Below are 24031 nucleotides of genomic sequence, written 5' to 3' on the forward strand. Positions count from 1 at the left end.
AAGAATGGGTAAAAATGTATAAACTGTTCAAAAATTTTTAAATTTAATCTATTGCTGCCTACTGCATATCCTTATTTCTGTTTTTGAGAAGCTTCTGTCTTTTGCGTTCGTGTCTATCCATAACTATCTTTTCGCAGAAATCAACGACTTTTTTCATGAAAGGCTTGAAAATGTAGAAAAATTCGCCCTCATAGGTAACGACCTCGCCGTTAAAGCCCTTTTTGAACTTGTATACGCCGTAGTTAGGGTTTGTTTCATCGTTGTAGAATGGTATGCCCTGAAAATCATAGATATAGTTTTTGCCCTCCAAAGCCCAGTTTATCATCGTCCACTGCATGAGATAGTTAGGGTAGAGGTTTCTGTGGTGGTTTGCGGAAGCACCGTAAACATAGCAGGTCTTGCCTGCATACTGTGTTGTTACTGCACCTGACAATGGTATCTGCTTGCCGTCCTCGTCAACATAGCACATGAAAAGTCGGCAGTGTTCAGGACCAAGACCATTGAGCATTTTTACAAAATACTCCTTTGAACGGATAGAGAAGCCATCTCTGATACCTGTTGCCTGCATGAGAGGGTAGAAATCGTCAAGAGCCTCAGTGCCGCAAGCCTTGCAGTAAACGCCCTTTCTAGGGGCTTTTCTGATACGGTTTCTCCAGTCAGGCTTGAAAGTAGCCATGACCTCGTCAGGGGTCTTACCCTCGATATTTCTGAGCATATAGTTATTACGAGCCTGAATAGTGGTCAGCTCAGCCGCCTTGTGTATGTGCTTGAAGCCCATGTCCTCGATAAGCTTTGTACACTTGTCGTCGCCCTCCTCGAAACAAGGGTCCCACATAAACTGGTAGCATTTGTATTTCTTTGCAAGCACCTTTACGCCCTCGAAAAGGTCGGTCATGACCTCTTTATCAGACCAGTCGCAAACAGGGCCATGAGGGGCATACATAAAAGTAACACCGAAAATAGGCACTTTTTTGATTATGATAAGGCAAGTTCCACGGATATTGCCGTCAGCGTCACGGGAGATAACAGCGTCCCAGCCCCAGTTGTCCTTTACCTTCGGCCATTTGAGGGATTGCATGAAATTGCCGTATTTGCTGGTGCTTGCGAACTGTTCATATTCTGCAAGGAGTTTTTCATCGGACTTATTGATTATTTCCATTTTATAAAGATCCTCTCTGTAAGAATTTTTCTGTTATTATGCACTATTTCATTTATTATACTACATATTACGGGAAAAATCAAGGGGGGGAGGGGCGTTTAAGTGAGGAGTGAGGAGTGAGGAATGAGCAAAGCTGCCCCCAAGCACCGAGCGAAGCAAGAGATAAAGCGCACGCTCAAGCCCGGCGCTAGAGGGCTTGTGGGGTCTAGGGGCAAAGCCCCTAGCGGAGTTTGAGGCAGAGCCTCATTCGGCGATAGCCGACAAGGTGCAGATTTAATGAGAAAAAGCATACAAAAGTTGTGCTTCTTATCAAAAGTAATAACGGAGCAAAAAATCTGCACCGCCTATCCTATCCCCAATTACAACGTAAATCCGCAAAGAGCAAAGCGATTTTGCGGCGTGATGAAGTCGGGGTAGAATTGTAGTGGACGGCGCCCTCGACGTCCCGTTTCGGGGAACTGCAAGGTTTGAATTTATCACAATGTTGTGTAGACTTGTCGTGTGAAGAATATTGCGCTGCTCCCCTGAAGATGTGATTGGATAGTTTTCAGTTCTATCCAACAATGATATAATCGTGGGCTTGTTTCTTCGACGGGCGAACACTGTTCGCCCCTACTGCCGTTTGTGGGGGTATCAGGGGGTGTGTGATAATTGCAATGTGTAGTATTCTATACGAATTCAAAAAGCGGTGAAAAAGTGTTTTATACCACAATGTATGGCGTAAAATGCCCGTCACGGCGAGTGACAGTACAAAAAAACGGACAGCATAACGCTGTCCGTTTCAATTCTATCTCTTATTTGTCATCATGCGGCTCGGTGATAAGATCAAGATTGATCTCGTATTTGGAGTCGAGAGAGTTCTGTAAAGGTGCGTCCTTTACATATTTGTTTACAAGCGCTGTACTCTTTTCTACCGCCTGAAGCGTTCCTGCACCTGCTACACAGCCGCCAGGACAAGCCATGCCCTCGAGAAGATAGCCGTCATATTTGCCTGCTTTCGCAAGTGTGAGAAGCTTGCGGCAGTCCTTAAGTCCCTGCGCTGATACTACCTTGACCTCACGCTCTGGGTCAAGCTTGTGGATAACGTCTGCTACTGCCTTTGCTACGCCGCCGCTTACTGCAAAGCCACGTCCGTCACCTGTACCCTCGCAAAGATCTACTTTTTCTTCATCTGTAATATCTTCAAATGTTACGCCCTTGGCATTGAACATTCCCATGAGTTCCTCAAAGGTAAGCACAAAGTCTACGTCGCTGCGGATAGTACGTCTTGAAGCTTCAAGCTTCTTTGCCGCACATGGTCCGATAAATGCGATACAAGCGTCAGGATCGTCCTTTTTGAGCATTCTCGCTGTAAGTACCATTGGGGTCAAAGCCATTGAAATGTATGGGGCAAGGGTAGGGAAAAGCTTCTTCGCCATTACTGACCATGCAGGACAGCATGATGTCGCCATGAATGGCTGATGTTCAGGAACTTCTCTCATGAAGTCCTTTGCTTCCTCGATGGAACAAAGGTCTGCGCCTATTGCTACCTCGACCACGTCTGCAAAGCCAAGCTTCTTCATTGCCGCTGTGAGCTTTTCAGGGCTTGCCTTTGGTCCGAACTGACCTACAAATGCAGGTGCTACGATAGCGATGACCTTCTTCTTTTTCTTCATTGCTGTTATAAGCTGGAATATCTGTCCCTTGTCTACGATAGCGCCGAATGGACAGTTTACAAGACACATTCCGCAGGATACGCACTTGTCATAATCTATTTTTGCCTTGCCCTCTTCGTCTGAGCCGATAGCGTCCATGCCGCAGGCTCTTGCGCATGGTCTTTCCATTTTGTTTATTGCATTGTATGGACAGACACTCTGACATCTGCCGCACTTTATACATTTAGACTGATCTATTACTGATTTGCCATGCTTGATGGTTATGGCACCCTTTGGACAGACTTCCTGACATGGGTGTGCAAGACAGCCCTGACAGCAGTCGGTAACATGATAATGAGTTTCAGGACAGCCGTTGCAGGCAAACTTGATTATGTTTACAAGCGGTGGATCGTAATACTTTTCTGCGATCGCACTTTCTTCAATGCCGTCAGCCACAGACTTATGCTCCTCGATCGGTCTTAGGGGCAGACCGATAGCAAGACGGAGCCTTTCTTCAACGATAGCTCTTTCAAGGAAGATAGACTCACGGTAAACAGCTTTGCTTCCCGGTACTATCTTATAAGGAAGCTCTGCGATCTTTTCGGCATAATCGCCCTCTTCATAGGCAAGTCTTGCCACCTCTGTAAAGACTTTTCGTCTGATATCTGTTACTGAGGAATAGATACCTCTCATTTTCATATTTTTACCTCCTGCGTTGTTCTTCAAATTTGTGTCATACACTTACTATTGTACTAATTTTTCGGCTTTTGTCAAGTAATATATACTTTTTTTCATAAGGTATATTGAAAGTTTCGCATAGCTTACATATTTGTCTGAAAATGAGGTGCAGTGAGGGTACGAAACGGCTCGGAAAATCAAAGTATTTCTTTTTACCAATAGTTTTTCTGTTCATGAAGGTATGTGGCTTTTGCACAGTTTTGGGCAGGTCGATTTATGCAAACAAATGATAAATGATTTAATTTGACAACATTTCTGCAATTGTTGCATTTTTTATGCAACAAAATGGGCATTTTTCGGGATAAGTGAGAGATGTTTTTTGAGAGCCGTTAAGATACGGTGGAACATCTTTCACAGAAATTAAAAAGGAGGAACGATATGGCAGGCGAACAGAAAAGATTTGCGAGATTTTTCTTCTATCTGAGAAATCTTCGTGAAGCGGCTTTGCACACCGGTGCAAGGGCGGAGGAGGCTGAGGACAGAGGGCTTGAGCTTCTGCACTCGGCAGAAACGGAGGCGGAGCTTAAAAAGCTGGAGGAGGCTGACAGCGACACCCTTTCTTATGTGAAGCGAGGGCTGAACAGGATAGCTTTCGGGGCGGTGAATGACGCTGTAAAGCTGGTTTTTGACGCTGAGAACATGACGGCAAGGGACATCATGGGCATGGATCTTTTTAACGTGAGTGAGATAAAGATCAGCGGAAAGAACGTTTTGGAGATCAAGTTTTTTGACAGGCAGAAAGCCTTGGAAAAGCTTGGGGAGCTTGCGCCTCAGCTTGACGGCGGCGGTGAGTCGAAGCGACTTATCGAGAGCATTTACGGCAGGGACGGTGATAGCTTGTGAAAATAACAAGGCTGTCGGAAAATCAGAGGTTTGTTTTCAGGTGGTGGACGGCACGGGATCTTAGTGATTACGACGGGATAATCTGTGACGGTGCAGTCAGATCGGGCAAGACCTTTTGTTTGTCGGCGTCTTTTATGACATGGGCAATGACTAACTTTGACGAGTGCATTTTTGGGCTATGCTCAAAAACTATCGTGTCGCTGAAAAGGAATATCCTGCCTGCGCTCAGGGAGTATATGAAAGCCATGGGCATGACGGCTGTGGAGGTCACGTCAAAGAACTATATGGACGTGAGCTTTTGCGGCAGGAAAAACAGGTTTTACTACTTTGGCGGCAGGGACGAAGGCTCGCCCTCACTTATCCAGGGCGTGACCCTTGCGGGGGTGCTTCTTGACGAGGCGGCACTTATGCCCAGAAGCTTTATCGAGCAGGCTGTGGCAAGGTGTTCGGTGGCGGGGAGCAAGCTGTGGTTCAACTGCAATCCTGATAATCCTTACCACTGGTTCAAGAAAGAGTGGATAGACAAGGCTGAGGAAAAACGGCTTATCTACAGACATTTTGTGCTGGAGGACAATCCGACCCTTGACCGGGCGGTGATAGAACGCTATCACAGGATATATACGGGGACGTTTTACGAGCGTTTTGTGCTTGGCAAATGGACGGCGGCAGAGGGGCTTGTTTACCCTATGTTTGACGAGGAGAAAAACGTCTTTGAGGGGGATATACAGTGCGAGCGGTATGTAATAAGCTGTGATTACGGCACTGTAAATCCTTCAAGCTTCGGGCTTTGGGGCGAGAGTGGCGGAGTATGGTACAGGCTCAGGGAGTATTACTATGATTCTCGACGTGAAGGTATGCAGAAAACTGACGAGGAGCATTACAAGGGGCTTGAAGAGCTTGCCGACGGGCTTTGCATCGAAAAGGTCATTTGCGACCCCTCGGCGGCTTCGTTCATACAGTGCATACGCAGGCATGGAAAATTCACTGTCCAGCCTGCAAAGAACGACGTTGTTTCTGGTATCAGGCTTGTGTCGGACTGCATAAAGGACGGCAGGATAAGGATAAACCGCAGGTGTCGTGATACGCTTCGTGAGATAAATCTTTACCGCTGGGACGAAAAGGCAGGAAAGGACGCACCTGTTAAAGAGAACGATCACGCCATGGACGATATGAGATACTTTGCGGCAGAATGTCTGGGACGTGAAAAGGACGACTTTTTTGTACTGACAGTTGAACATTAGTGCAAAAAAGTGTACAGAAAGGAAGGAGAAAAAATGAGTATTTTCAGAAAGAAGGTCCGTGAATTTGTGCCGAACACGGCAGGCTCTGACAGAGAGTCGGGGTTTCATTACAGGCTTGCGCCTGAGGGGGTTTTTCAGCAGGAGCTTTATGACGCACTCAGGGCGAATGTGCCGATCATTGACGCTTGCTTCGGCAAGATAATAAGGCTCACAGGGGGCTTTAAGGTTACGGCTTGTGACGAGAGGGTGCAGGCGGAGCTTGACAGGTTTTGCAGAGAGGTTTCCGTGGGGGTGTCGGGAAAGTCCATTTACACTTTTGCGGATATGTATCTGGATTCACTGCTTACATATGGCAAGGCGATAGGCAGGATATATGCAGATTACAGGACAGGCAAGGTAAAGGGGATATATGTTGGCGACCCCACTTTGTACAGAGTGCGTGAGGGCAGGAACGCTTTTGAAAAACGTATTTTTTACATGGGAAGCGGTGAGGAGATACCGGTAAGAAGTCCTGAAAAACTGCTTTACACGGCGCTCAATCCTAGTCCTAAGCACCCTGACGGAGTGTCCATACTCCGTGGATTGCCGGCGCTGAGCGAGATACTTATGCGAATTTACGAGTGCATGGGGCAGAACTTCGACAGGGTAGGAAATGTGCGCTATGCGGTGACTTATCATCCTGAGGGGGAGAGCGACAGGGCGAGAGCCAAGGAACGTGCAGAGCAGATAGCTCAGGAATGGAGCAGAGGCATGAGGGCCTCACGAAACGGCTCGGTGCAGGATTTTGTGGCTGTGGGTGATGTGGACATAAAGGTCATAGGCGCAGACAATCAGATGATAGACACGGAGATACCTGTCAGACAGCTTATGGAACAGCTTGTAGCGAAGCTTTCAATACCACCGTTTTTGCTTGGGTTGAACTGGTCAACCACTGAGCGAATGTCTGCACAGCAATCGGATATCCTTACAAGCGAGCTTGAATATTACCGCAGGCTGCTTGAACCTATACTCAGAGAGATATGCGAGGTGTTTTTAAGGCTTAACGGATATGCTTGTGGGGTGGAGATAGATTGGGACAACATAAATCTTCAGGACGAGGAAGCGTTGGCGAAGTCAAGACTTTACAATGCGCAGGCTAAGGCGGCGGAGCTTGAAAACGAAAGGGTAGAGAACGAGAGAAAAAAGGAGGAAATGCAATGAGCGAAACAGTATCAGGCGAGGAGCTTGAAAAGATAAACGGCTATGCGAGAGAGCCGCTCACGGAGGACAAGGTCTTTGTTTTCAGGGTGGCGCTTTGTGACAATGACATTGACAGAGATGGTGAAAAGTTTTCATCAGGCGCTTTGGAGAAGCTTGCGGAGCTTTTTAAGGGCAGAACGGGTATTTTCGACCATGACCCTAAAAGCTCAAAGCAGACTGCCAGAATATTCGACACTTGGGTGGAAACTCTGCCTGAGAAAACTACAACAGATGGAGAGGTCTACCGCAGGCTTATGGCAAAGGCTTACATGGTGCGTACTGCTTCTAACGGCGACCTTATAAGCGAGATCCAGGGCGGAATAAAGAAAGAGGTATCCGTTAGCTGCACCATGGGAAAGAAGCTTTGCTCTGTATGCGGAGCGGATATGTACAAGGGCGGCTGTGACCATGAAAAGGGCGGTGAATACTGCGGTAAGCTGTGTTATCACATTCTTGACGAGCCGCTTGACGCTTACGAGTGGTCGTTCGTGGCAGTGCCTGCACAGGTGAACGCAGGGGTAACGAAGCGTTTTGCCTTAAGGGAGAAGCATGAAGGCACCGACAAGAGCTATGAGCTTGCCCTTGCGAGGGAAGCTTTTGAAAAGGACGTTTTAAGGCTCAGCTATTTCTGCAAGCCTTTTATGAGTGCAAAGTGTGTGAAAGAACTTGCGGAGCTTATGACAGTTACGGAGCTTATTGACTTCCGTGGCAGGCTTGAAAAGCAGGCGGCTGAGAATGAGGAGGTCTACAAAGCCGAAAGGGAGAGCTTTATCACGGGGGATTACAAGATGTAAGGGACAGATGTGAAAGGGGGTGATTACAATGTGGAGATAGAGGCTCAGGGGTCAGGAAAAATATGTTTCTCACCTGCAAAACAGCGAAAATGCGTAACATTTGTTGGGGCGATCTTGGGTCGCCCGTGAAAGAGAGGGTTTGATGCAGGCTGGGTTCATTGGAAAACACACATCTAAATCAGTACAAAAAATCGGACAACTTTAATTATCGAAAAGGAGAAAATAATATGTACAACAATATCAAACTTGAAAAGGGACTTTATTCTATCACAGGCAAGACATTCACACAGGCGCTGGCTGAGCTTGATCCTGACGCAAACTATGAGAACACCGAGCTTAAAGGTCTTGACGCCTTTGAAAGACAGCTCAAGCGTTTTGACATCAAGGTAAAGGGTGCAAATTCTGACAGGGTGGAGAAATTCTTCATTTCCACTGAGTCGGCAGTGCTTTTCCCTGAGTACATAAGACGCACTGTCAAGCAGGGCATGGACGAGGCTTCTATCATGGGCAAGGTAGCGGCGGCTGTTTCATACACTGACGGAGTGGATTTCAGAGGTCTGAACGTTACAAAGTCAGGTTCAACTGACGTTGTGTCAGAGGGTGGAAATGTGCCTATCACAACTGTCAGACTTAGCACCTCCAGTAAGACTCTCACAAAGTTTGCAAGACGTCTTAACTGTTCTTTTGAGTCTGTAAGGAAGCAGAAGCTTGAGGCTTTCGGCGTGGTGCTGAGAAACCTTGGGGCGACTATAAGCAGAGATGTGAACAGCCTTGCCATGACTGAGATAACAAGAGGTATTACAGCTCAGACTCTTATTGGCAGCGAGCTTACTTACGCTGATCTGGCGGCTTTTTGGGCTTCCATGGGCGAGTTTAACATGACGACCATGATCTGTACTCCTGATGTTATGGCTAAGATCCTTGCTATGGACGAGATGAAATACTGCATTGGCGACTATATGGCAGGCGGCACAGTTCAGACGCCATATGGTGTAACGCTTGTAAAGTGTCCTCAGCTCACAGGCGGTATTGCGGTGGGCATCGACCAGAGCAGTGCGGTTGAAATGGTGCTTGGGGGAGATGTTATCGTGGACTACGATAAGCTTCTTACTAATCAGAGCAACGAGATCGTTTGCTCGGTGCTTGCAGGTTTCTCTGTACTTACGAGCGGTGCTGTAAAGACGCTGAAAACTACAAAGTAAGCTGAGAGGATAATGAAAAAGGGACGGTGGGCGGGTATATTTTTTTGAAAGGAGCAGGAAAATGGCAATAAGCAAAGACAATGTAAAAAGCAATTTTATGGAGCTAAGCGGACTTGACGGCACGTCGGCTGAGGTGTATGCAGGGCTTATAACGGTGTGTGCTGACGAAATGGAAAAGGCTGTTGACCAAGAGCGAATGGTCGCTGAGGGCGGGACGGCTATATGCGAATTTGCAGCGGCAGCGGAGGTCTTTTACAGATTTATTTGTCTGAAAGCCGCTGAATACAAGGTCATGTTTACGGCACAGGGCAAGGCGGTGGAGGCTTTTGACGAGGAGAACAGGATAAAGGCGGCAAGAGAGCTTCGTGACAGCGCAGTTTCAAGGGCGGAAAGATTTTTCTCAAAGGACGGCTTTGTATTCAATGCCGTTATCGCATATTAGGAAGGAGGACGAGCCATGACAGTCTGGACAGAAATGGCGGCAGAGATAAAAAAGATACTTGACGGAGCAGGCTTTACTGCAATGGGTGAATACACATCGGCTGACAGTCTATTGCACAGTGGAGAAGCAATTGGCTTCTATGGACTTAAAGGCTATGATGTGGTCGATGAAGTCATTGGGCAGGGCGGCAAAAAGCTTTACACTGAGTATATATGTCATATCGACCTGCGGCTCATGGGCAAGGCAGGAAAATACGATGACATGGAGGAGCTTCAGGAAAAGTGTGAAAGCGTTATGGCGGAGCTTGCAAAAAGCGAGGTTCTGAATGTAAAGAGCGCAAAGCTTGGAAGCGCAGTTCAGACATTGCCCCTTCACAGGCTCGAAAGGCAGGCAGAGCTTAGTATCAGCATTTGCAGTGAGGAGGATATAAGTGAGTAAAAAGGGAAAGATAAAGCTTGACATCGGCACACGTTCATTTTATATGGATGGAGTTAAGCGAAGCGGAGGTTACATTCAGGAGGAAACAAAGGCTGTGAATGGTATTTTGCGAAATATCTCAGGGAAGGCGGCGGAGATATTTCAGTTCAGCGGCAGGATCGCTCCGTCGGACAAGGCTTACGCTTGGGCTGCTCTAAGCGAGAACGGGGGAAAGGCAATCAATTTCACGGCAGACGGGGTCTTATACAGCGGATACATACTCTCAGAGATAGAAATGGATTTTCAGCCTGACAGGATAATAGGAAGCCTTATGATAAAGCTTAGGGGGGCGGAATAATGGCGAAGATATACATCAGGTTTGAAATTATTGGCAGCGGCAATTTGGACTATAGAAACATTGTTTCAGCAAGGCTTGTGAAAGACCGCTATACGCCATACAGTGAACTTAGAGCGTCTGTCGTTCTGAATAACAGCATAAATCTTAACAATATCAGGCGTGTGGCACTTTATATAGGCAGCAGGCGTATGCACTACGGTCCTGCGGATTACATCAGAACAAGGGTGAGAGGCGGAAAAACTGTTCTTGAACTTATAAGCCGTGGGATAACACTTATGCTGGGGCAGAACGAGCCTGAGCCCGGGGTATGGTCTAAGGTGAGTTTGACAGATATTATGAAGAGCTACAGTCCCTCAAGTGAGATAACCTACGAGAGTGGAACTAACACTGTGAACTATGTGAACATCAAAGAGAAGTCTACACTGTGGGAGGCTATCGGCGTATATGCGGTCAAGGCTTACGGCAGGCGTGCATATATCAGAGGGGACAGGCAGGTCAATGTGTCGCTGAGTATCCTTTCTGTGAATATCGGTACTCAGCGTATTATTGAATATGGCAAACAGCTTGATACGAGATCGATGCTGTCGAAGATATATATGAAAAACGTGGACGGGGAGTATGGATATAGCTATTCAAGCGGTAAAACTATACCACATGGTATCACGAGGGAGAAGTATTATGGTCTTGATAAGCAGTGGCTCAATAATGTGGATGCCGGGCTTAAAGATAGGATAGAGTTTGCAGAGAGGGAGTATTTGGTGGAGCATATCACATATGAGGGGTATTGCGGTGAGGATATCACGGATAAAATAATTTGTAATGGATATGGCGTAAATGGAAAAAGAGTGAGCAGAATGGAGATAACGGTCAATAGCAAAGGTATGCAAACGAAGCTTTTATGTGAATAGGAAAGAGAAGTAAGGAATGAATAGAGCAAAAAAAACAGCGTACAGAAAAAACTGTACGCTGTTTGAAGCTTCGTATTAACCCTTTACGCTTCCCAGAGCAACACCACGAATGATGAACTTTGAAAGACAAAGGTAAACAATTACTACAGGGAGGATAGCAAGTACGATGTACAAGCTGAACATTCCCACGTCCTTCTCCTGTGGTCCTGCATAACGCATTGCGTTGAGTACCAGAGGGATCGTGTACTTACTCTTTGATGTAAGAATAAGTCTTGGCATAAAGTAGTTGTTCCAGTTTGTTACGAATGTAAAGATGATCTGAACTGCGAATGCAGGCTTGAGGATAGGAGTAACGATCTTGTTGAAGGTCTTGAACTCTCCGCAACCGTCGATACGGGCGGCTTCTACGATCTCAAGCGGAAGTGCAGACGCCATATACTGCTTCATGAAGTAGTATGTAGCTGGTGCTGCGACAGCAGGAATGATCAGCGGAATATAAGTATCTGTCCAGCCAAGTTTGTTCATGAACTGGTAGAAACCGATAGCTGAAGCCTGTGTTGGAACCATCATTACGATGAGGATGAACATATCTGCGAATTTTCTCAGCTTGAACTGGTAAACGTGTGTTGCATATGCTGTCAGTGCTGAGAAATATACGCTGAGCAATGAAGCACAAGCTGATATGAACAGTGAGTTAGCCAGTGAACGCCATACGCTTCCGTATGCTACGGCTGTTGAACCGCTGAAAAGGTTCTTGAAGTTTGTTGCGAGGAAGTGGTCAGGATACCATCTGATACCTGCCTGTGATCTGCCTCGTGTTGCGTTGATTATCAAAAGATAGAATGGGAAAAGTGAAACAACGACCAAAAGAACAAGGACAACATAAGCTATTATCCTATGTATGATAAGACCAGTACTATTCGTCTTTTCACCAACTATTTCAGTACTTCTTGGCATTTCAGCTTACCCCCTTTTCTTCTTTTTCTTCTTTCCGTCATGGTCAGCAGACGCAAACATAAGCGCAAGTCCGATAATAGCGGAAACGATAAAGATTATTACGCAGAGTGCAGACGCCTTACCGATGTCGCCCTGCTTATTTGCCTGGATTATCATTACGACGGTCTTAAGTTTTCCGTTAGGGCTACCCATATCCTTTGTGAGGAGGGCAGGTACGTCGTACATCTGAAGTCCACCGATGAGTGATGTTACAAGAACATATGACATGATAGGCTTGATGAGCGGAATTGTGATCTTCCAGAATGTCTGGCTGGAAGTTGCACCGTCGATCTGTGCTGACTCATAGAGTGATGTATCAACACCCATGATAGCAGCCATAAGAAGAATTGTTGTATTACCATACCAAAGTATGAAGTTGATGAGTCCAACTACACCTCTTGATCCCCAAACGCTTTCAAGGAGCGGTACCTTGATAAGATCATAGATAGCGCCGCCTCTGCTGAACAAGCTGTAGAACAGAAATGCAAAAGCAGATGCCATGATTACGTTTGGAAGATAGATAACAGCCTTGAAGAATCCCTGAGCCTTTATCTTAAGACGAAGGTCAGTGAACCATACTGCAAGGATAAGAGAGATAACGATCTGTGGGATAAATCCTACGATCCACATGATGATCGTATTCCAGAAAGACTGGAGAAGGTCACTTCCTGATGTGAATATAGTTGAATAGTTATCGAAACCGCAGAATGTCGGTGTTACTTCGACAGCCTGTCTTGTCCAACCACCGCCGATAGAGCCCTGATCCTTAACATAGTCCGTAAAGCTGTAATAGAAAGTCTGGAACAGAGGATATAGTGAGAAGATGATGTAAACTACAAAGAATGGGATAAGGAAAATATATCCCCACTTGGCATAGCTTATGCTTTTTCTCTTCATATAAGTATACCTATTCCTTTCGTGAGATTAATAAATAATAGGGGGGGATATCCTCCACCCCCTATATTTAATTAGATACTGTTTTTTTATACGATTAGAAATCGCAAGTAAGGTTACCATAGAGGTCTGTGATGTTCTTCTTGAAGTTCTCAAGAGCAGCCTCATATGAATCAACTGTGCCGAGGAAGTAGTCCTTCATAGCACCCTGGAATTTCTCGTTGCAGCCCTGGTCATAAGCAGAAAGCTTGTTCTCGAGGGAGATCTTGTCAGCAGCCTCTGTAAGAAGTGCAAGGTGATCCTGTCCGCCGAGGAATGCGTTTGTATAACCGCCGTCGATAAGCTCCTTGATAGCAGCCTTGTTGTTTGTGTAGTCCTGCTCGCCCTCAGTGATAGCCTTAGCTACGTCCTTGTTGCAAGTCATTACCTTCATGATATCAGCAACGATATCCTGGTTATCGGAGTCGATAGCGCCGCAGATCCATGTACCGCCCCAGTAGTAAGCCTGTGGGCCTGAGCAAGCCTTCCAGAGACCATAACCGCCGTTGCCTTCCTTAGCGTTTGAACCATCAGCCTTGATTTCTTCGTCAACTGTGTTTGGAAGAAGTGTGAAAGGAATGCCCCATGTTGAGAAGAAGTAGCCGAATACGCCACCGTCGATCTTCTGGCCAGCAGCCCAAGCATCGTCCCAAAGGGAAGTCTTGTTGTTGTAGCCCTTGTCTGTGTATTCCTTAGTCTGGTCAGCCCAAGCCTTGATCTGTGGGTCAACTGTGATCTTGTTGTCTGTTACCCATGGGCTAGACATATTGTTTGAGAAGCATCTGTATGTATCATCGAAACCGGATACCATCTTGTAGCCCTTGTCAGCCATCTTCTGAGCTGTTGCTGTGAATGTATCCCAATCCTTAACAGCTTCCTGAACCTTCTCTGGATCGCTTGTGCCGAGAACGTCCTCAGCGATCTTTGTGTTGTAGAGGAACAGACCTGGAGTTGCCTGCCATGATACACCCTTCAGCTCGCCTGTCTTTGTATCTGTTGCAACGTCCTTTGTGTACTGATACATCTGTGACATATCGTCGTCTGTGATGCCGAGGTCCTGAATAGAAAGTGCAACGTCGCCGTTAGCATATTTCAGAGCGTAGTCAGCTTCCATAAGGAACATATCTACCTTCTCTGTGCTGTCCTGCTGACCCTTAAGAGCCTCGTCCAGCTTTGTCTGGTAAGCGTTACCTTCGTTTTCAACCTGTACCCAGTTCAGCTTAACGCCGTTGATAGTTGCGATCTCCTTAGAACCGTCAGCAAGCTCGTTGTATGTAAGCTCGTTTGATGTGCCCTGTGGATAGTACTTATCAAGTCTTGACTTGAACTCTGTGTTCCAGCAGTAAATTGTAAGAGTCTTCTTTGAATCCTCTGATGAATCCACACCGTGAAGCTCAGCTGTGTTTACTCTGTCAGAGCTGTTGTTGATGCCTGTGTTGTTGCCAGCCTTTGATGTGTTGCCGCCCTTAGCATCAGGTGTTGAAGATGAATCTGAGCTGCCGCAAGCTGTGAACATTGAAGCTGCCAGACAGAGGCTCAATGAACCTGCAAGTACTTTCTTAAGATTTGCCATAATAATTTTCCTCCTTAAAATCGCATTAGTTTATTTGATTTGCTCCGCAGCATTTCTGCGGAAAATTAATGCCTTGAATTAATTGATGTCGCTTACCGAGCCGCCTTCCAGCAGCTTTCCGTCGACTGTTATCACCTCTTTAAAGGTGGTCTGTGGGTTTTCTATCAGTGAAACCAGCTGTTTTGCGGCTGTTACACCGATAAGGTCTGTGTCCTGAAGATAAGTCGTAAGCTTTGGAGAGAGAAGCTGTGAATAAGCTATTCCGTCGTAGCCCACTATCGAGATATCCTCCGGTACTGAAAGACCCATTTCCTTGACTGCATTAAAAGCTCCCATTGCTGAATAATCATCGGGCATGAAAACGCAGGTCGGTCTGTTCTCTCTGCTAAGAAGTTCTTTTGTCAGCTTATAAGTCAAATCAGGGTTGTGATAATCACCGTTAAGTATCCAATCGGGATCAACTGAAATTCCTCTTGTCATACAAGCTTTATAGAAGCCTGCCAGACGTCTTTCGGCTACTGCCGATCTGTTGCCCTGGATAAAAGCGATCTTCCTATGCCCCATCTTCGTCACATAGTTGATAAGCTCTTCCATACCTTTTTCATTATTGGACATGATCGCTGTTCTGCAATCGAAGATGTGGTCGATCGTGACCACTGGTATATCTCCGTTTATCACCTCGTACACGTCCTGCGACGTAAAATCCGTACAGGCAATGATAACACCGTCAACATTGCGGTATTTGCAATGTTCATATGTAGACATTTTCTGCTTGCCCACATCTCTATTTATAAAGGTTATATCATATCCTGCTGCTTCAGCCGTAGTCTTAAAGCTGTCAAGCACCTTTGCGAAAAACTCATGTGTAAGACCGCTTCCTGCTTCATCGAGGTACATGACCCCGAGATTATAGGTCCTGTTGGTCTTTAAAGCTCTTGCCTGAGAGTTTGGAAAGTAACCCATTTCTTTGGCGGCTTTCATAAGTCTTTCTCTTGTTGCCTCGCTTACGTCCTTATGGCCGTTGAGGGCTTTGCTTACGGTTGCGACGGATACTCCGCAGCGAACGGAAATGTCTTTTAAGGAAACCAATGATATTTCCGCCTTTCCGTAGATTTTAAACGTTTACGCTTGATGTTTTCCGTGAAAACTTATTTCAAACGTTTCCGTTAATAAAAATATACAATATTCTCGGCATAATTTCAAGTCTTTTTTCGCATTTTTATGCCCTCTGTAATAAATTATGGAGGTTTAGCCAATTTTTCAACTTTACTTTTGTGCATTTTAACAATGCTATTTGGACAATTGTAATCGATTTGTTACAAAGGAACTGACAGGCTAATCAAAAAGCTGCGAAAATGCACTGCGTTTTCTGAGGGGTATATGAAACCGGGCTGTGTGGTATGTGAAAAATGTATATAAACATTTCTTTTGTATACAATTATGTTATGTGAAATTACAAAAACCATTAAAGAACTTTATTCATTAAACGTTTTCGAATAATAATTGTTGAAAAGTGTGTTGTGACATATGATATAGTTAAAATATTGTCTTGATATGAAAATATGATAGTCATTTGATCGGAAAAGTTGGAATATTCGGTGTTTGCGAAGATATTTTGAAACGTTTAAGCATATTTCAGCGTTTTTTTATTGTGCAAAATAACGATGTGGAAAGAAAACGTATTTATTTCATACATTATATTCAAAAGGTACATATGATATGACTATTTTACAGGAGTTTTGCAAAACTTTAAAAAAATGCTTGAATAGATGTTGACAAATGTGTGGTTTTGGTGTATAATACTTAGGTCTGATATGCTGATATGGCTCAGTTGGTAGAGCAGCTCATTTGCTGAGCAAGCGACCGCTGCCAGAGGCAGATGAAGGGAGCTTGCGAAGGGAAGAAATAAGGAGAATTGCGACAGCGACAGCCGAGCAAGGCGACTATATTTCTGACCGTATATGAGCAGGTGGTGGGTTGCTGTTAAAGCGACACGGCGGCGGATCGGATAAACTGATAAAAAAATTAATATTTGCTAGTATGGCTCAGTTGGTAGAGCAGCTCATTCGTAATGAGCAGGTCGTCGGTTCGAGTCCGACTACTAGCTCCATATTGGTGATACCAAATGGATATTCACCTGAAAAAGCCCGTATTTACGGGCTTTTTTGATGTTTAGAAAGCGGAAAATTTTAGTGTAAAACCGTGGATGCTTTTCACCGGTTTTCACGAAAAAAGGGAGTCGAACCCTACACAACAAAAAATATCGAACATAACGGCAGACTTTGAGCAGATTTCGCTCTGAGCCTGCCGATTTGTTATGAAAAAATAATCACAAAGTTTTAAAGGCTGTTTTGTCTATTGTCACGAATTTAAGTGACGATGATAAAACAGCCTTTTTTCATTTCTAAGGAAAGGTTGTGATACCAATGTGGCAGCTATACTATTAAAAAACAAAAAACTATACGAACGGAGGAATGACAATGAATGAAAAACTTGTGATCAATGCAAATCTGCTCCGCAAAGAGCCAGAGTTCGGTACAAGAGTTTGCGTGGTGGAAAAGGCAGAAGCAGTCACCCATGACAAATTTGAACGCCTGAAAAGGCATCCGATGCAGGACAATGATCTGATCGCAGAAAACACAGACCTTATGTTCTGCGACGTAAATAATCAGTATCATTGCCTGCTCATATACGATGACGATCAGGGCGACGGACTGCTGATCGAATCAGAGGGCGCACCTTATGCACGATATGCTCAGTATATTCCAAATGCAAAACTGCTTTACGAAAATCATATGCAAATGCATTTGCAGGAAATGAAATTTTACTGCCCTCTTGAGATCAGCAGATGGGACGATGATGAATACAATGAAATCTCACCCAATGAGGCTTCTGCTTACGAATCGGAGATAAATTATTTTATCAGCGATTTTAATCTGCCTGAGGAAAAAGAGCGAGGTCTGATGCATTGGTACAATAGAGGAAATTCTGTTGACCAAAAGGTGTTTTCGGCATTTATGTCTGTCGAAGAAAATGACGAAGAACTTGTGGGAGTTGTTACAGCAAGCGTTTACGGTCAGCTTACGAAAGATGAACTTGAAGATCTCCGTGAATATTTTATCGGTCAGCTCAGCGACGGTGCAGGAGAGAGTCTGGAACAAAGACCGATAAAAACTCCTGACGGCGAGATCTATGTCAGCTTTTGGAGTTTTGATGACAGCTGGTCATTGCAAACGACGGAGGAAATGGATCGCACTCAATCCAAAGAGCTGACCGAAGAACCTGAAATGACATTGTGAGGTGATTTATGATGTATTACGAAAAGAAAGTAGAATGGCTGAAAGAACGATATCCCGAAGGAACTCGCATCTGCCTTGACAGAATGAATGATGACCCGTTCCCTGTTGAGTCGGGGACGTTTGGCAAGGTCGATCACGTTGATGACATCGGCACTTTGCATTGTATCTTTGACAACGGGAGAACGCTCGGCGTGATCCCAGACGTGGACGATTTTCACGTTATCAGAGAAGGATCGGAACAAACCGAGGAAGAAGAAATGAATATGTCAATGTAACGGTCAAGTTAAGAAAGCTTGGCCGTTTTTTTATTGAGGAAAGGAACGTGGTAAATGATAAAATATTTTGATATCTTTGCAGGTATCGGCGGATTCCGTTCGGGACTTGAAAAAGCAGGCGGCTTTCAGTGCGTCGGATACTGCGAAATAGATAAGTATGCTAAAAAAGCATACGAAACGTTGTATGATACGGAAAACGAGGTGTATTACGATGACGCAAGAAAAATCGACCCAAACAAGCTGCCTGATCTCGACCTTATATGCGGAGGATTCCCTTGCCAAAGCTTTTCGATCGCTGGAAAACGAAAAGGATTCAGCGATACCCGAGGAACTCTCTTCTTTGAGATCGCCAGGATTGCCGCCATTAAAAAACCTAAGTATCTGCTCCTTGAAAATGTTCCCGGACTGCTATCGCATAACGGGGGCAGGACGTTTGCGACCATCCTCGGTACGTTGGATGAACTGGGGTACGATGTCGTATGGGAAGTGCTTAACAGCGCAGATTTTAATGTCGCCCAGTCCAGAAAAAGAGTGTATATTATCGGATTTCATAGAGAAAAGTGTTCCGGAAAAGTATTGTCTTTCACAGATGCAAATCCAAAAACTCTTGTCAAAAGAATTTCAGGCAGAGAGGGAAACAGGGTATATTCAGCCGACGGACTGAGCATAACGCTGACAAGCCAGGCAGGAGGCTTCGGCGGAAAGACGGGACTGTATGAGATAATGGGACTGCCAATAAAATCAAAAACTAAGTCAGGATATCAGATAGCTCTGCCCGGTGACAGTATTGACCTTGCATACCCAAATATGAATTCAAGGCGTGGGAGAGTAGGAAAGGAGATAGCTCATACCCTTACAACAAGCTGTAATCAGGGATATTACGCATTGGGGATAGATATGAATCCCGACCCGAAGGTCACAGAGCTTGCAAGGTGCATAACTGCAAGGCAGGACAGCGGCATAGGTCATCATAAAGGCGAAAAGTCGGGAGTGATACTTGTTACCGAACCCATAGCTGTGCTTACTCCTGCAAAGGAAGCAGTAAGACAGCAGGGACGAAGATTCAAGCTTCCCGACGAGCCTATGTTTACAATTACGGTAACGGACAGACACGGCGTTGTTTACTGCGGATATATCAGAAAGCTTATGCCGCTAGAATGTTGGCGACTGCAGGGCTTTACAGATGAGCAGTTTGAAAGGGTCAAAGCCACAGGAATGTCTGACGCTCAGCTTTACAAACAGGCTAGAAATGCGGTGACAACTAATGTTATTGAGGCTCTGGCAAAGTATATTTTAGATATCGAAAAGGAGAATACAAATGGATAATACGATAAAAACATTTGTGAATGAGGAGTTTGGCTCGGTGAGAACTATCGAGGAAAACGGAAAAATACTTTTCTGCGGTTCTGATGTTGCAAAGGCATTAGGGTACAGAAGACCAAAAGATGCGATAACAGCTCATTGTAAGGGGGCTGTAAAACGCCGCCTCCTTACAAATGGCGGTGCACAGGAAATGAAAATGATATCCGAAGGTGATGTTTACCGCCTTATATCTCACTCCAGACCTCCCTATGCTGAGAAATTTGAAGGCTGGATATTTGATGATGTCCTCCCAACTATACGCAGAACAGGCGGTTATGTTTCAAACGAAGAAATGTTTATTGAAAACTACCTGCCCTTCCTCGACGAACCGTACTGTGACCTGTTCAGACTTCAGATGACGGCTATCGAAAAGCTGAACGAGCGTATCAGAAATGATAAGTCTCTCGTGGATTTCGCTCTGCACGTTGCCGACAGCGAGGATCTCATAGATATGAATGCTATGGCAAAGCTTGCGGCTGATAAAAATTTCAATATCGGCAGAACAAGACTGTTTCGCTGGCTGAAAGAAATGGGAGTGCTTATGTCAAACAATCTGCCGTATCAGAGATATATCGACCGAGGATATTTTGCGGTCAAGGAGTCGGTGTTCGAGGTCGAGGGTATGAAAAAGACTTATCGGCAGACGTTTGTGACGGGAAATGGTCAGCTTTTTATCATAGGTCTGCTGAAAAAATATTACGGGAAGGAGATGTCGTGATGTCCAAAAAGCCAAAATGTCCGCTGATAGGTCAGGACGGAAATGTATTTAATCTTATTGGCATAGCCTCAAAAACGCTGAAAAGGAACGGAATGTATGATGAGGCAAAGGAAATGTGCAGCAGAATAACATCTTCGGGCAGTTACTATGAGGCCTTGAATGTTATCGGCGAGTATGTTGAGATCACTTCTACCGATGATGAACAGACAGAAGATGAGGATATGGAAATGGAGATGATGTAAATGACGTATTTGTTCATTGGAATGATGATAGGTGTTATCATCGGAACAACAATAGGTTCTCTTGCCGTGGCTTTTAAGTCTGCTGAAAAAGAGATCGCACGTCTTGATAAGGAGGTCAAAGATGCACACAAACAGAGTTAAAGCGAAAGTAGACTTCAAGTTCTGTATGGGTAATATTCCTGCAATGCTGAGAGCAACAAAGCCTGTGCTTTCTGAACGTCAGTACAAGGAGCTATGTAATGAGGTAAACAAAGCCGACGGCTACCTTGAACAGAAACGCATTATATTCAGCTATGTTGACCCGATAATCAAGGGCTGAAAACAGCGTAAAATCTAATATTTATTAAGGTCGTTTTGCCAACAGCAGATCAAAAATCTGGTGCTTGCAAAGCGACTTTTCTGCTGTTGGTTCTAACGGCAGAAAGGAAAAACATGAACAGTTTTATGTCATGGGTAGGGGGAAAGAAGAATCTTCGTGACGAGGTTCTTGCAAGATTTCCACCTTACTATGAAAGGTATATAGAGGTTTTCGGCGGCGCAGGCTGGGTGCTGTTTCACAAGCCGCCCGGTGCAGATTTTGAGGTGTACAATGACTTCAATTCAAATCTTGCAAATCTTTACCGCTGCGTTCGTGACAAGCCTGCAAAGCTGAAATACAAGCTTAGGTATGTGCTTGATTCAAGAGAAGATTTTGAGTATTTAGCCCTACTTCATAAGCGTGGCATTTTGCCAAGACTTTATGACGTTGACAGGGCGGCTAAGTTTTATCAGCTTATACGTTACAGCTATGCAAGCGGTCTTGACAGCTTTGGAAGTCAGCCGCATTCGATATGGTCGGACTTCCCTATGATCGACCTTGCCGCAAGAAGATTGCAGAAAGTAGTTGTTGAGAACAAGGATTTTGAAAAGCTGATTAAGCAGTACGATAGACCAGTAAGTTTTTTCTACTGCGATCCGCCCTACTTTGCTACCGAAAGTTACTACAAGGACGTGGGATTTACGGCAAAGGATCATATCAGACTGCGTGACACACTTTTAGAGATCAAAGGCAAGTTCTTGGTTTCATACAATGACTGTCCGGAGATAAGGGAGATATGGGACAAGCCTAATACCCACATCGAGGAGATAAGCAGACTTAACAACTTAGCACAGCGTTATGACGCAGGCTGTCAGTACGGCGAACTGCTTATCTCAAATTATGACACAAGCGAAAGGGCAAAGGCAGTTCGTCAGCTTTCGCTCTTTGACAATTAAACGATCACGGAGGTTTGATTTATGAAAAATGGTATATGTACAAAAGGATTTATCAATGAGTTGGGAGACATAGAAGTACCCGGTGTGTTCTTTGAAGAGGGAGCGGAGGTGGATCTGAAAATATGGGTCGAGAGAGGAAGATTTGAGATCGCCCTTTTTCCTTCAGAGAATGAGAGTAAGCACCATGACTGCGGCATCTCAGAGGAGGAGATACAGCGTACCTGTGCAATGTTTGATGACTGCGGCGATTGTCCGCTGAAAGAGTATTGTGAAAGTGAGGCAAAAGAATGAGGATACTTGTGTTTGAACCTCTGAAAGAACCGTATGTGAAAGATATCGAGGACGATATCCAGGCAATGCAGGAGGTGGTCGGAGGAAGCATTGAACCTATATATTTTGAGCAGACAAATGACGCACTTTGCTGGTGCAATGATGAGTTTCTGCTGAACGGTTCAAAGCCTAACAGGATAGTTGGAAATACTCTTGTTCACGGCACTTTCTATATTTCTGGCAACTGTCTGAACGAATACGGAGAGTGGGATTCTTGTTCACTTGCTGATAAACAGATAGAAAAGTACAAGCAGCAGTTTGATCATATCATAGTGGATCTGCCCGGTATCGGGCTGGTTGCTGTTAGAGAAACAAGACCTGAAGTGATCGAACCGCTTGAAGAATTTGAAGAGTCACCGGAGATAAGTATGTAGTTTGCTAAAGCTTATGCTGTGCAAATTGTGACAAAGGTAGAACTTCAATAAAAAGTCTGGATTTTAAAGTATTAGTGTGATATATTGCTTGTCAAGGAGCGTGATAATATGAAAAAAGCAATGGTCATATCAATATTCTGTGCGGTATTTTTATCAGCCTGTGGAAATATATCGGAATCCACAGAAAGCGAAAACTCTTCAGTAGCTAGTCAAACTGCGGCCACGGCTATAGTTTCCGCAGAAACATCGGCAAAGGAAGAAATGGATACAAGTGAAACCACAGCGACCATTAAAAAGAGTTCGCAGACGGTATCATCTTCCTCAAAGCCGACAGATACTGAGGTAACTGCGGCTAAGAAATCAAGCACTTCAAATACAGGCGGCAATTCGGTTCAGGGGCAGAATAACGCTGTACAGGGTAATAACCAAGCTGTGCAGAATAATACTCCATCCAACAATTCTCAGGATAATAACTTAGCGGAGCAGAACGCCCAGCCGTCCAATGAGAAGCCTCAGAATGCCACCAAATCAACAACGGCAAAGCCGTCAGCATCGGCAGTACCTACGGTAACAAATCCGCCTGTCGCAAGGACAAAGCCGCAGACTACAACAGTTCCGCAGACTCAACCACCCTTGCCGGTGCCTACTGAGGAAGAACGATATATGGATATCGGCAGAAGCTTATCTCATAACGGCTCTGATTACAGCAAGGCAGAGGCGGTATACAACTGGATGACTGAAAACGGTTCGGGCACTTGTGTGAATTATTCGTGGCAGACCTACTATTTGTGCAAAGGTACAGGTCTGGAATGCTATCTTGCATGGACGCCGTCAAAACTGTATGGTCATGTAGCAAATGTCGTTAAGGTAAACGGAACATGGTTTGTTCTTGATACGCAGGGACAAGGATTTCTGCTGAATAACGACTGCGGATTCAGCGAAATAATAGATATTGATGAATCATATGTATCAGGGGCGGATTTGATAAGCAACCAAAGATATGATGAAATATATTAAGATGTGCAAACGAAAGAGCCGAAATCCGGCTCTTTTTCTTTGCAAAAATGAAAAGGAGAAATGCACTTTATGTTCAAAAAATCGAAAATATTAAAGAAACTCGGTGCAGGGTTCATGGCAGGACTCTGTGCTTTTTCTATGTTCGGTTCATCTATGAGCGGAGCTATTACGGCAAATGCCGCAAGTACGTCAACACAAAATTCAGCTTTCCCATCGGCAGATACGGTGATTGCAAAAGCGGCAACCTTGCTGGGTACACCGTATACCTATGGAAACAAGGGCTACTGGTATGCGTATGATCAGGGTCAGTACACTCCGCTGTCGGTGCAGACGATCAACAACCTCGGTATCGACTGTTCGGGTCTTGTGTACTATACTCTTACGCAGCTTGGATACAAAACATCGGGGTTCAGTTGGAACAACCCTGTGCCTGTTGATACAGATCATTGGCTTACAGTCAATGATAACTGCACCATAACTTACGACGGAAAGACTTCAAAGGTCGAAGTCGAAAAGAAAAACATCAAGACAACGGACCGACCGTATTGGGAGCGTGCTGACGGTTCGGTTATTACAGCAGGTTCTGTGGTGGTCGCTCAGAATCCGGGTGGTGAGGATCACGCTTGGATATATATGGGCGAATTTGACAGCCGTTCCGACGTTGTTTCTTATCTGAAATCTAT

The 24031-nt window shown here is 45.0% G+C and carries 26 protein-coding genes, 1 tRNA gene and 1 pseudogene; 22 read left to right on the plus strand and 6 right to left on the minus strand.

Annotation, left to right across the window (positions count from 1 at the left end; translation table 11 throughout):
* Positions 1-58: 58 nt before the first annotated feature.
* On the minus strand, positions 59-1159 hold the full coding sequence (locus tag DW938_RS10855) for a peptidoglycan bridge formation glycyltransferase FemA/FemB family protein (protein ID WP_041337421.1): 1101 nt from the start codon (positions 1157-1159) through the stop codon (positions 59-61).
* A 794-nt stretch (positions 1160-1953) separates the two neighbouring features.
* Positions 1954-3486, minus strand: coding sequence for a 4Fe-4S dicluster domain-containing protein (locus DW938_RS10860; RefSeq protein ID WP_041337749.1), 1533 nt, complete (start codon positions 3484-3486; stop codon positions 1954-1956).
* Positions 3487-3909: 423 nt separating this feature from the next.
* On the opposite strand from DW938_RS10860, the gene DW938_RS10865 reads away from it, so the two are divergent.
* The 9 genes from DW938_RS10865 (at position 3910) to DW938_RS10905 (ending at position 10975) form a co-directional block, all read left to right on the plus strand.
* Positions 3910-4374: a terminase small subunit gene (locus DW938_RS10865; RefSeq protein WP_022287537.1), complete on the plus strand. Its 465-nt coding sequence runs from the start codon at positions 3910-3912 to the stop codon at positions 4372-4374.
* Complete coding sequence (locus DW938_RS10870) at positions 4371-5615, plus strand: PBSX family phage terminase large subunit (protein ID WP_118124820.1); 1245 nt, start codon at positions 4371-4373, stop codon at positions 5613-5615. The genes DW938_RS10865 and DW938_RS10870 overlap by 4 nt, the downstream gene beginning before the upstream one ends.
* Positions 5616-5648: 33 nt before the next feature.
* The gene (locus DW938_RS10875; protein WP_118124822.1) at positions 5649-6815 is read left to right on the plus strand and encodes a phage portal protein; all 1167 of its coding nucleotides are present in this window, start codon (positions 5649-5651) and stop codon (positions 6813-6815) included.
* Entirely contained in the window at positions 6812-7648 is an 837-nt protein-coding gene (locus DW938_RS10880; RefSeq protein ID WP_118124824.1) for a hypothetical protein, read from the plus strand. Before DW938_RS10875 ends, DW938_RS10880 begins: the two co-directional genes overlap by 4 nt.
* 227 nt (positions 7649-7875) lie before the next feature.
* Positions 7876-8850 carry a hypothetical protein gene (locus tag DW938_RS10885; protein WP_117893055.1) on the plus strand — a complete coding sequence of 325 codons (975 nt, stop codon included), beginning with the start codon at positions 7876-7878 and terminating at the stop codon, positions 8848-8850.
* 61 nt (positions 8851-8911) lie between these two features.
* Entirely contained in the window at positions 8912-9292 is a 381-nt protein-coding gene (locus DW938_RS10890) for a hypothetical protein (RefSeq protein ID WP_117893052.1), read from the plus strand.
* A gap of 15 nt (positions 9293-9307) precedes the next feature.
* On the plus strand, positions 9308-9730 hold the full coding sequence (locus DW938_RS10895) for a hypothetical protein (protein ID WP_118124826.1): 423 nt from the start codon (positions 9308-9310) through the stop codon (positions 9728-9730).
* A complete protein-coding gene (locus DW938_RS10900) occupies positions 9723-10067 on the plus strand; it encodes a hypothetical protein (RefSeq protein WP_117924808.1) in 345 nt (114 codons plus the stop codon). Before DW938_RS10895 ends, DW938_RS10900 begins: the two co-directional genes overlap by 8 nt.
* Positions 10067-10975 (plus strand): hypothetical protein, encoded by a 909-nt coding sequence (locus DW938_RS10905; protein WP_117857986.1) that lies wholly within the window; start codon positions 10067-10069, stop codon positions 10973-10975. Before DW938_RS10900 ends, DW938_RS10905 begins: the two co-directional genes overlap by 1 nt.
* Before the next feature lie 75 nt (positions 10976-11050).
* Here the strand turns inward: DW938_RS10905 and DW938_RS10910 are convergent, their stop codons facing one another.
* The 4 genes from DW938_RS10910 to DW938_RS10925 all read right to left on the minus strand — a co-directional run bounded on the left by DW938_RS10910 (position 11051) and on the right by DW938_RS10925 (position 15566).
* Complete coding sequence (locus tag DW938_RS10910; protein ID WP_022287528.1) at positions 11051-11932, minus strand: carbohydrate ABC transporter permease; 882 nt, start codon at positions 11930-11932, stop codon at positions 11051-11053.
* Between the two features lie 6 nt (positions 11933-11938).
* Positions 11939-12868 (minus strand): sugar ABC transporter permease, encoded by a 930-nt coding sequence (locus DW938_RS10915; protein ID WP_041337430.1) that lies wholly within the window; start codon positions 12866-12868, stop codon positions 11939-11941.
* A 94-nt stretch (positions 12869-12962) separates the two neighbouring features.
* A complete protein-coding gene (locus DW938_RS10920; RefSeq protein WP_117893046.1) occupies positions 12963-14477 on the minus strand; it encodes a carbohydrate ABC transporter substrate-binding protein in 1515 nt (504 codons plus the stop codon).
* A gap of 78 nt (positions 14478-14555) precedes the next feature.
* Positions 14556-15566: a LacI family DNA-binding transcriptional regulator gene (locus DW938_RS10925; RefSeq protein ID WP_117865288.1), complete on the minus strand. Its 1011-nt coding sequence runs from the start codon at positions 15564-15566 to the stop codon at positions 14556-14558.
* A gap of 945 nt (positions 15567-16511) precedes the next feature.
* Here DW938_RS10925 and DW938_RS10930 point away from each other — a divergent pair.
* From DW938_RS10930 to DW938_RS10985, 13 genes and pseudogenes are all read left to right on the plus strand, one after another.
* Positions 16512-16587: transfer RNA gene (locus DW938_RS10930), tRNA-Thr, on the plus strand.
* A gap of 370 nt (positions 16588-16957) precedes the next feature.
* On the plus strand, positions 16958-17776 hold the full coding sequence (locus DW938_RS10935) for a DUF6329 domain-containing protein (RefSeq protein ID WP_051706988.1): 819 nt from the start codon (positions 16958-16960) through the stop codon (positions 17774-17776).
* An 8-nt stretch (positions 17777-17784) separates the two neighbouring features.
* On the plus strand, positions 17785-18051 hold the full coding sequence (locus tag DW938_RS10940; protein WP_118124828.1) for a DUF4314 domain-containing protein: 267 nt from the start codon (positions 17785-17787) through the stop codon (positions 18049-18051).
* Between the two features lie 54 nt (positions 18052-18105).
* Positions 18106-19377 (plus strand): DNA (cytosine-5-)-methyltransferase, encoded by a 1272-nt coding sequence (dcm, locus tag DW938_RS10945; protein ID WP_118124830.1) that lies wholly within the window; start codon positions 18106-18108, stop codon positions 19375-19377.
* Positions 19370-20131: a phage antirepressor KilAC domain-containing protein gene (locus DW938_RS10950; RefSeq protein ID WP_118124832.1), complete on the plus strand. Its 762-nt coding sequence runs from the start codon at positions 19370-19372 to the stop codon at positions 20129-20131. The genes dcm and DW938_RS10950 overlap by 8 nt, the downstream gene beginning before the upstream one ends.
* Before the next feature lie 5 nt (positions 20132-20136).
* Positions 20137-20373 (plus strand): annotated as a pseudogene (locus DW938_RS10955) (hypothetical protein); the annotation flags it as partial.
* On the plus strand, positions 20374-20514 hold the full coding sequence (locus tag DW938_RS14820) for a hypothetical protein (RefSeq protein ID WP_158455166.1): 141 nt from the start codon (positions 20374-20376) through the stop codon (positions 20512-20514). It begins immediately after the preceding pseudogene.
* Positions 20495-20692 (plus strand): hypothetical protein, encoded by a 198-nt coding sequence (locus DW938_RS10960; protein WP_117898176.1) that lies wholly within the window; start codon positions 20495-20497, stop codon positions 20690-20692. Before DW938_RS14820 ends, DW938_RS10960 begins: the two co-directional genes overlap by 20 nt.
* Positions 20693-20817: 125 nt before the next feature.
* Entirely contained in the window at positions 20818-21627 is an 810-nt protein-coding gene (locus tag DW938_RS10965) for a DNA adenine methylase (RefSeq protein ID WP_041337816.1), read from the plus strand.
* 21 nt (positions 21628-21648) lie between these two features.
* Positions 21649-21918 carry a hypothetical protein gene (locus DW938_RS10970; protein ID WP_041337578.1) on the plus strand — a complete coding sequence of 90 codons (270 nt, stop codon included), beginning with the start codon at positions 21649-21651 and terminating at the stop codon, positions 21916-21918.
* Complete coding sequence (locus tag DW938_RS10975; protein WP_051706986.1) at positions 21915-22331, plus strand: DUF3846 domain-containing protein; 417 nt, start codon at positions 21915-21917, stop codon at positions 22329-22331. The genes DW938_RS10970 and DW938_RS10975 overlap by 4 nt, the downstream gene beginning before the upstream one ends.
* 108 nt (positions 22332-22439) lie before the next feature.
* A complete protein-coding gene (locus tag DW938_RS10980; RefSeq protein ID WP_118124837.1) occupies positions 22440-23348 on the plus strand; it encodes a hypothetical protein in 909 nt (302 codons plus the stop codon).
* A 69-nt stretch (positions 23349-23417) separates the two neighbouring features.
* On the plus strand, positions 23418-24031 hold a 614-nt coding region (locus tag DW938_RS10985), incomplete at its 3' end, for an NlpC/P60 family protein (protein ID WP_181984426.1).

The sequence above is a fragment of the Ruminococcus sp. AM43-6 genome (assembly GCF_003461785.1).
Classification (GTDB): domain Bacteria; phylum Bacillota; class Clostridia; order Oscillospirales; family Ruminococcaceae; genus Hominimerdicola; species Hominimerdicola aceti.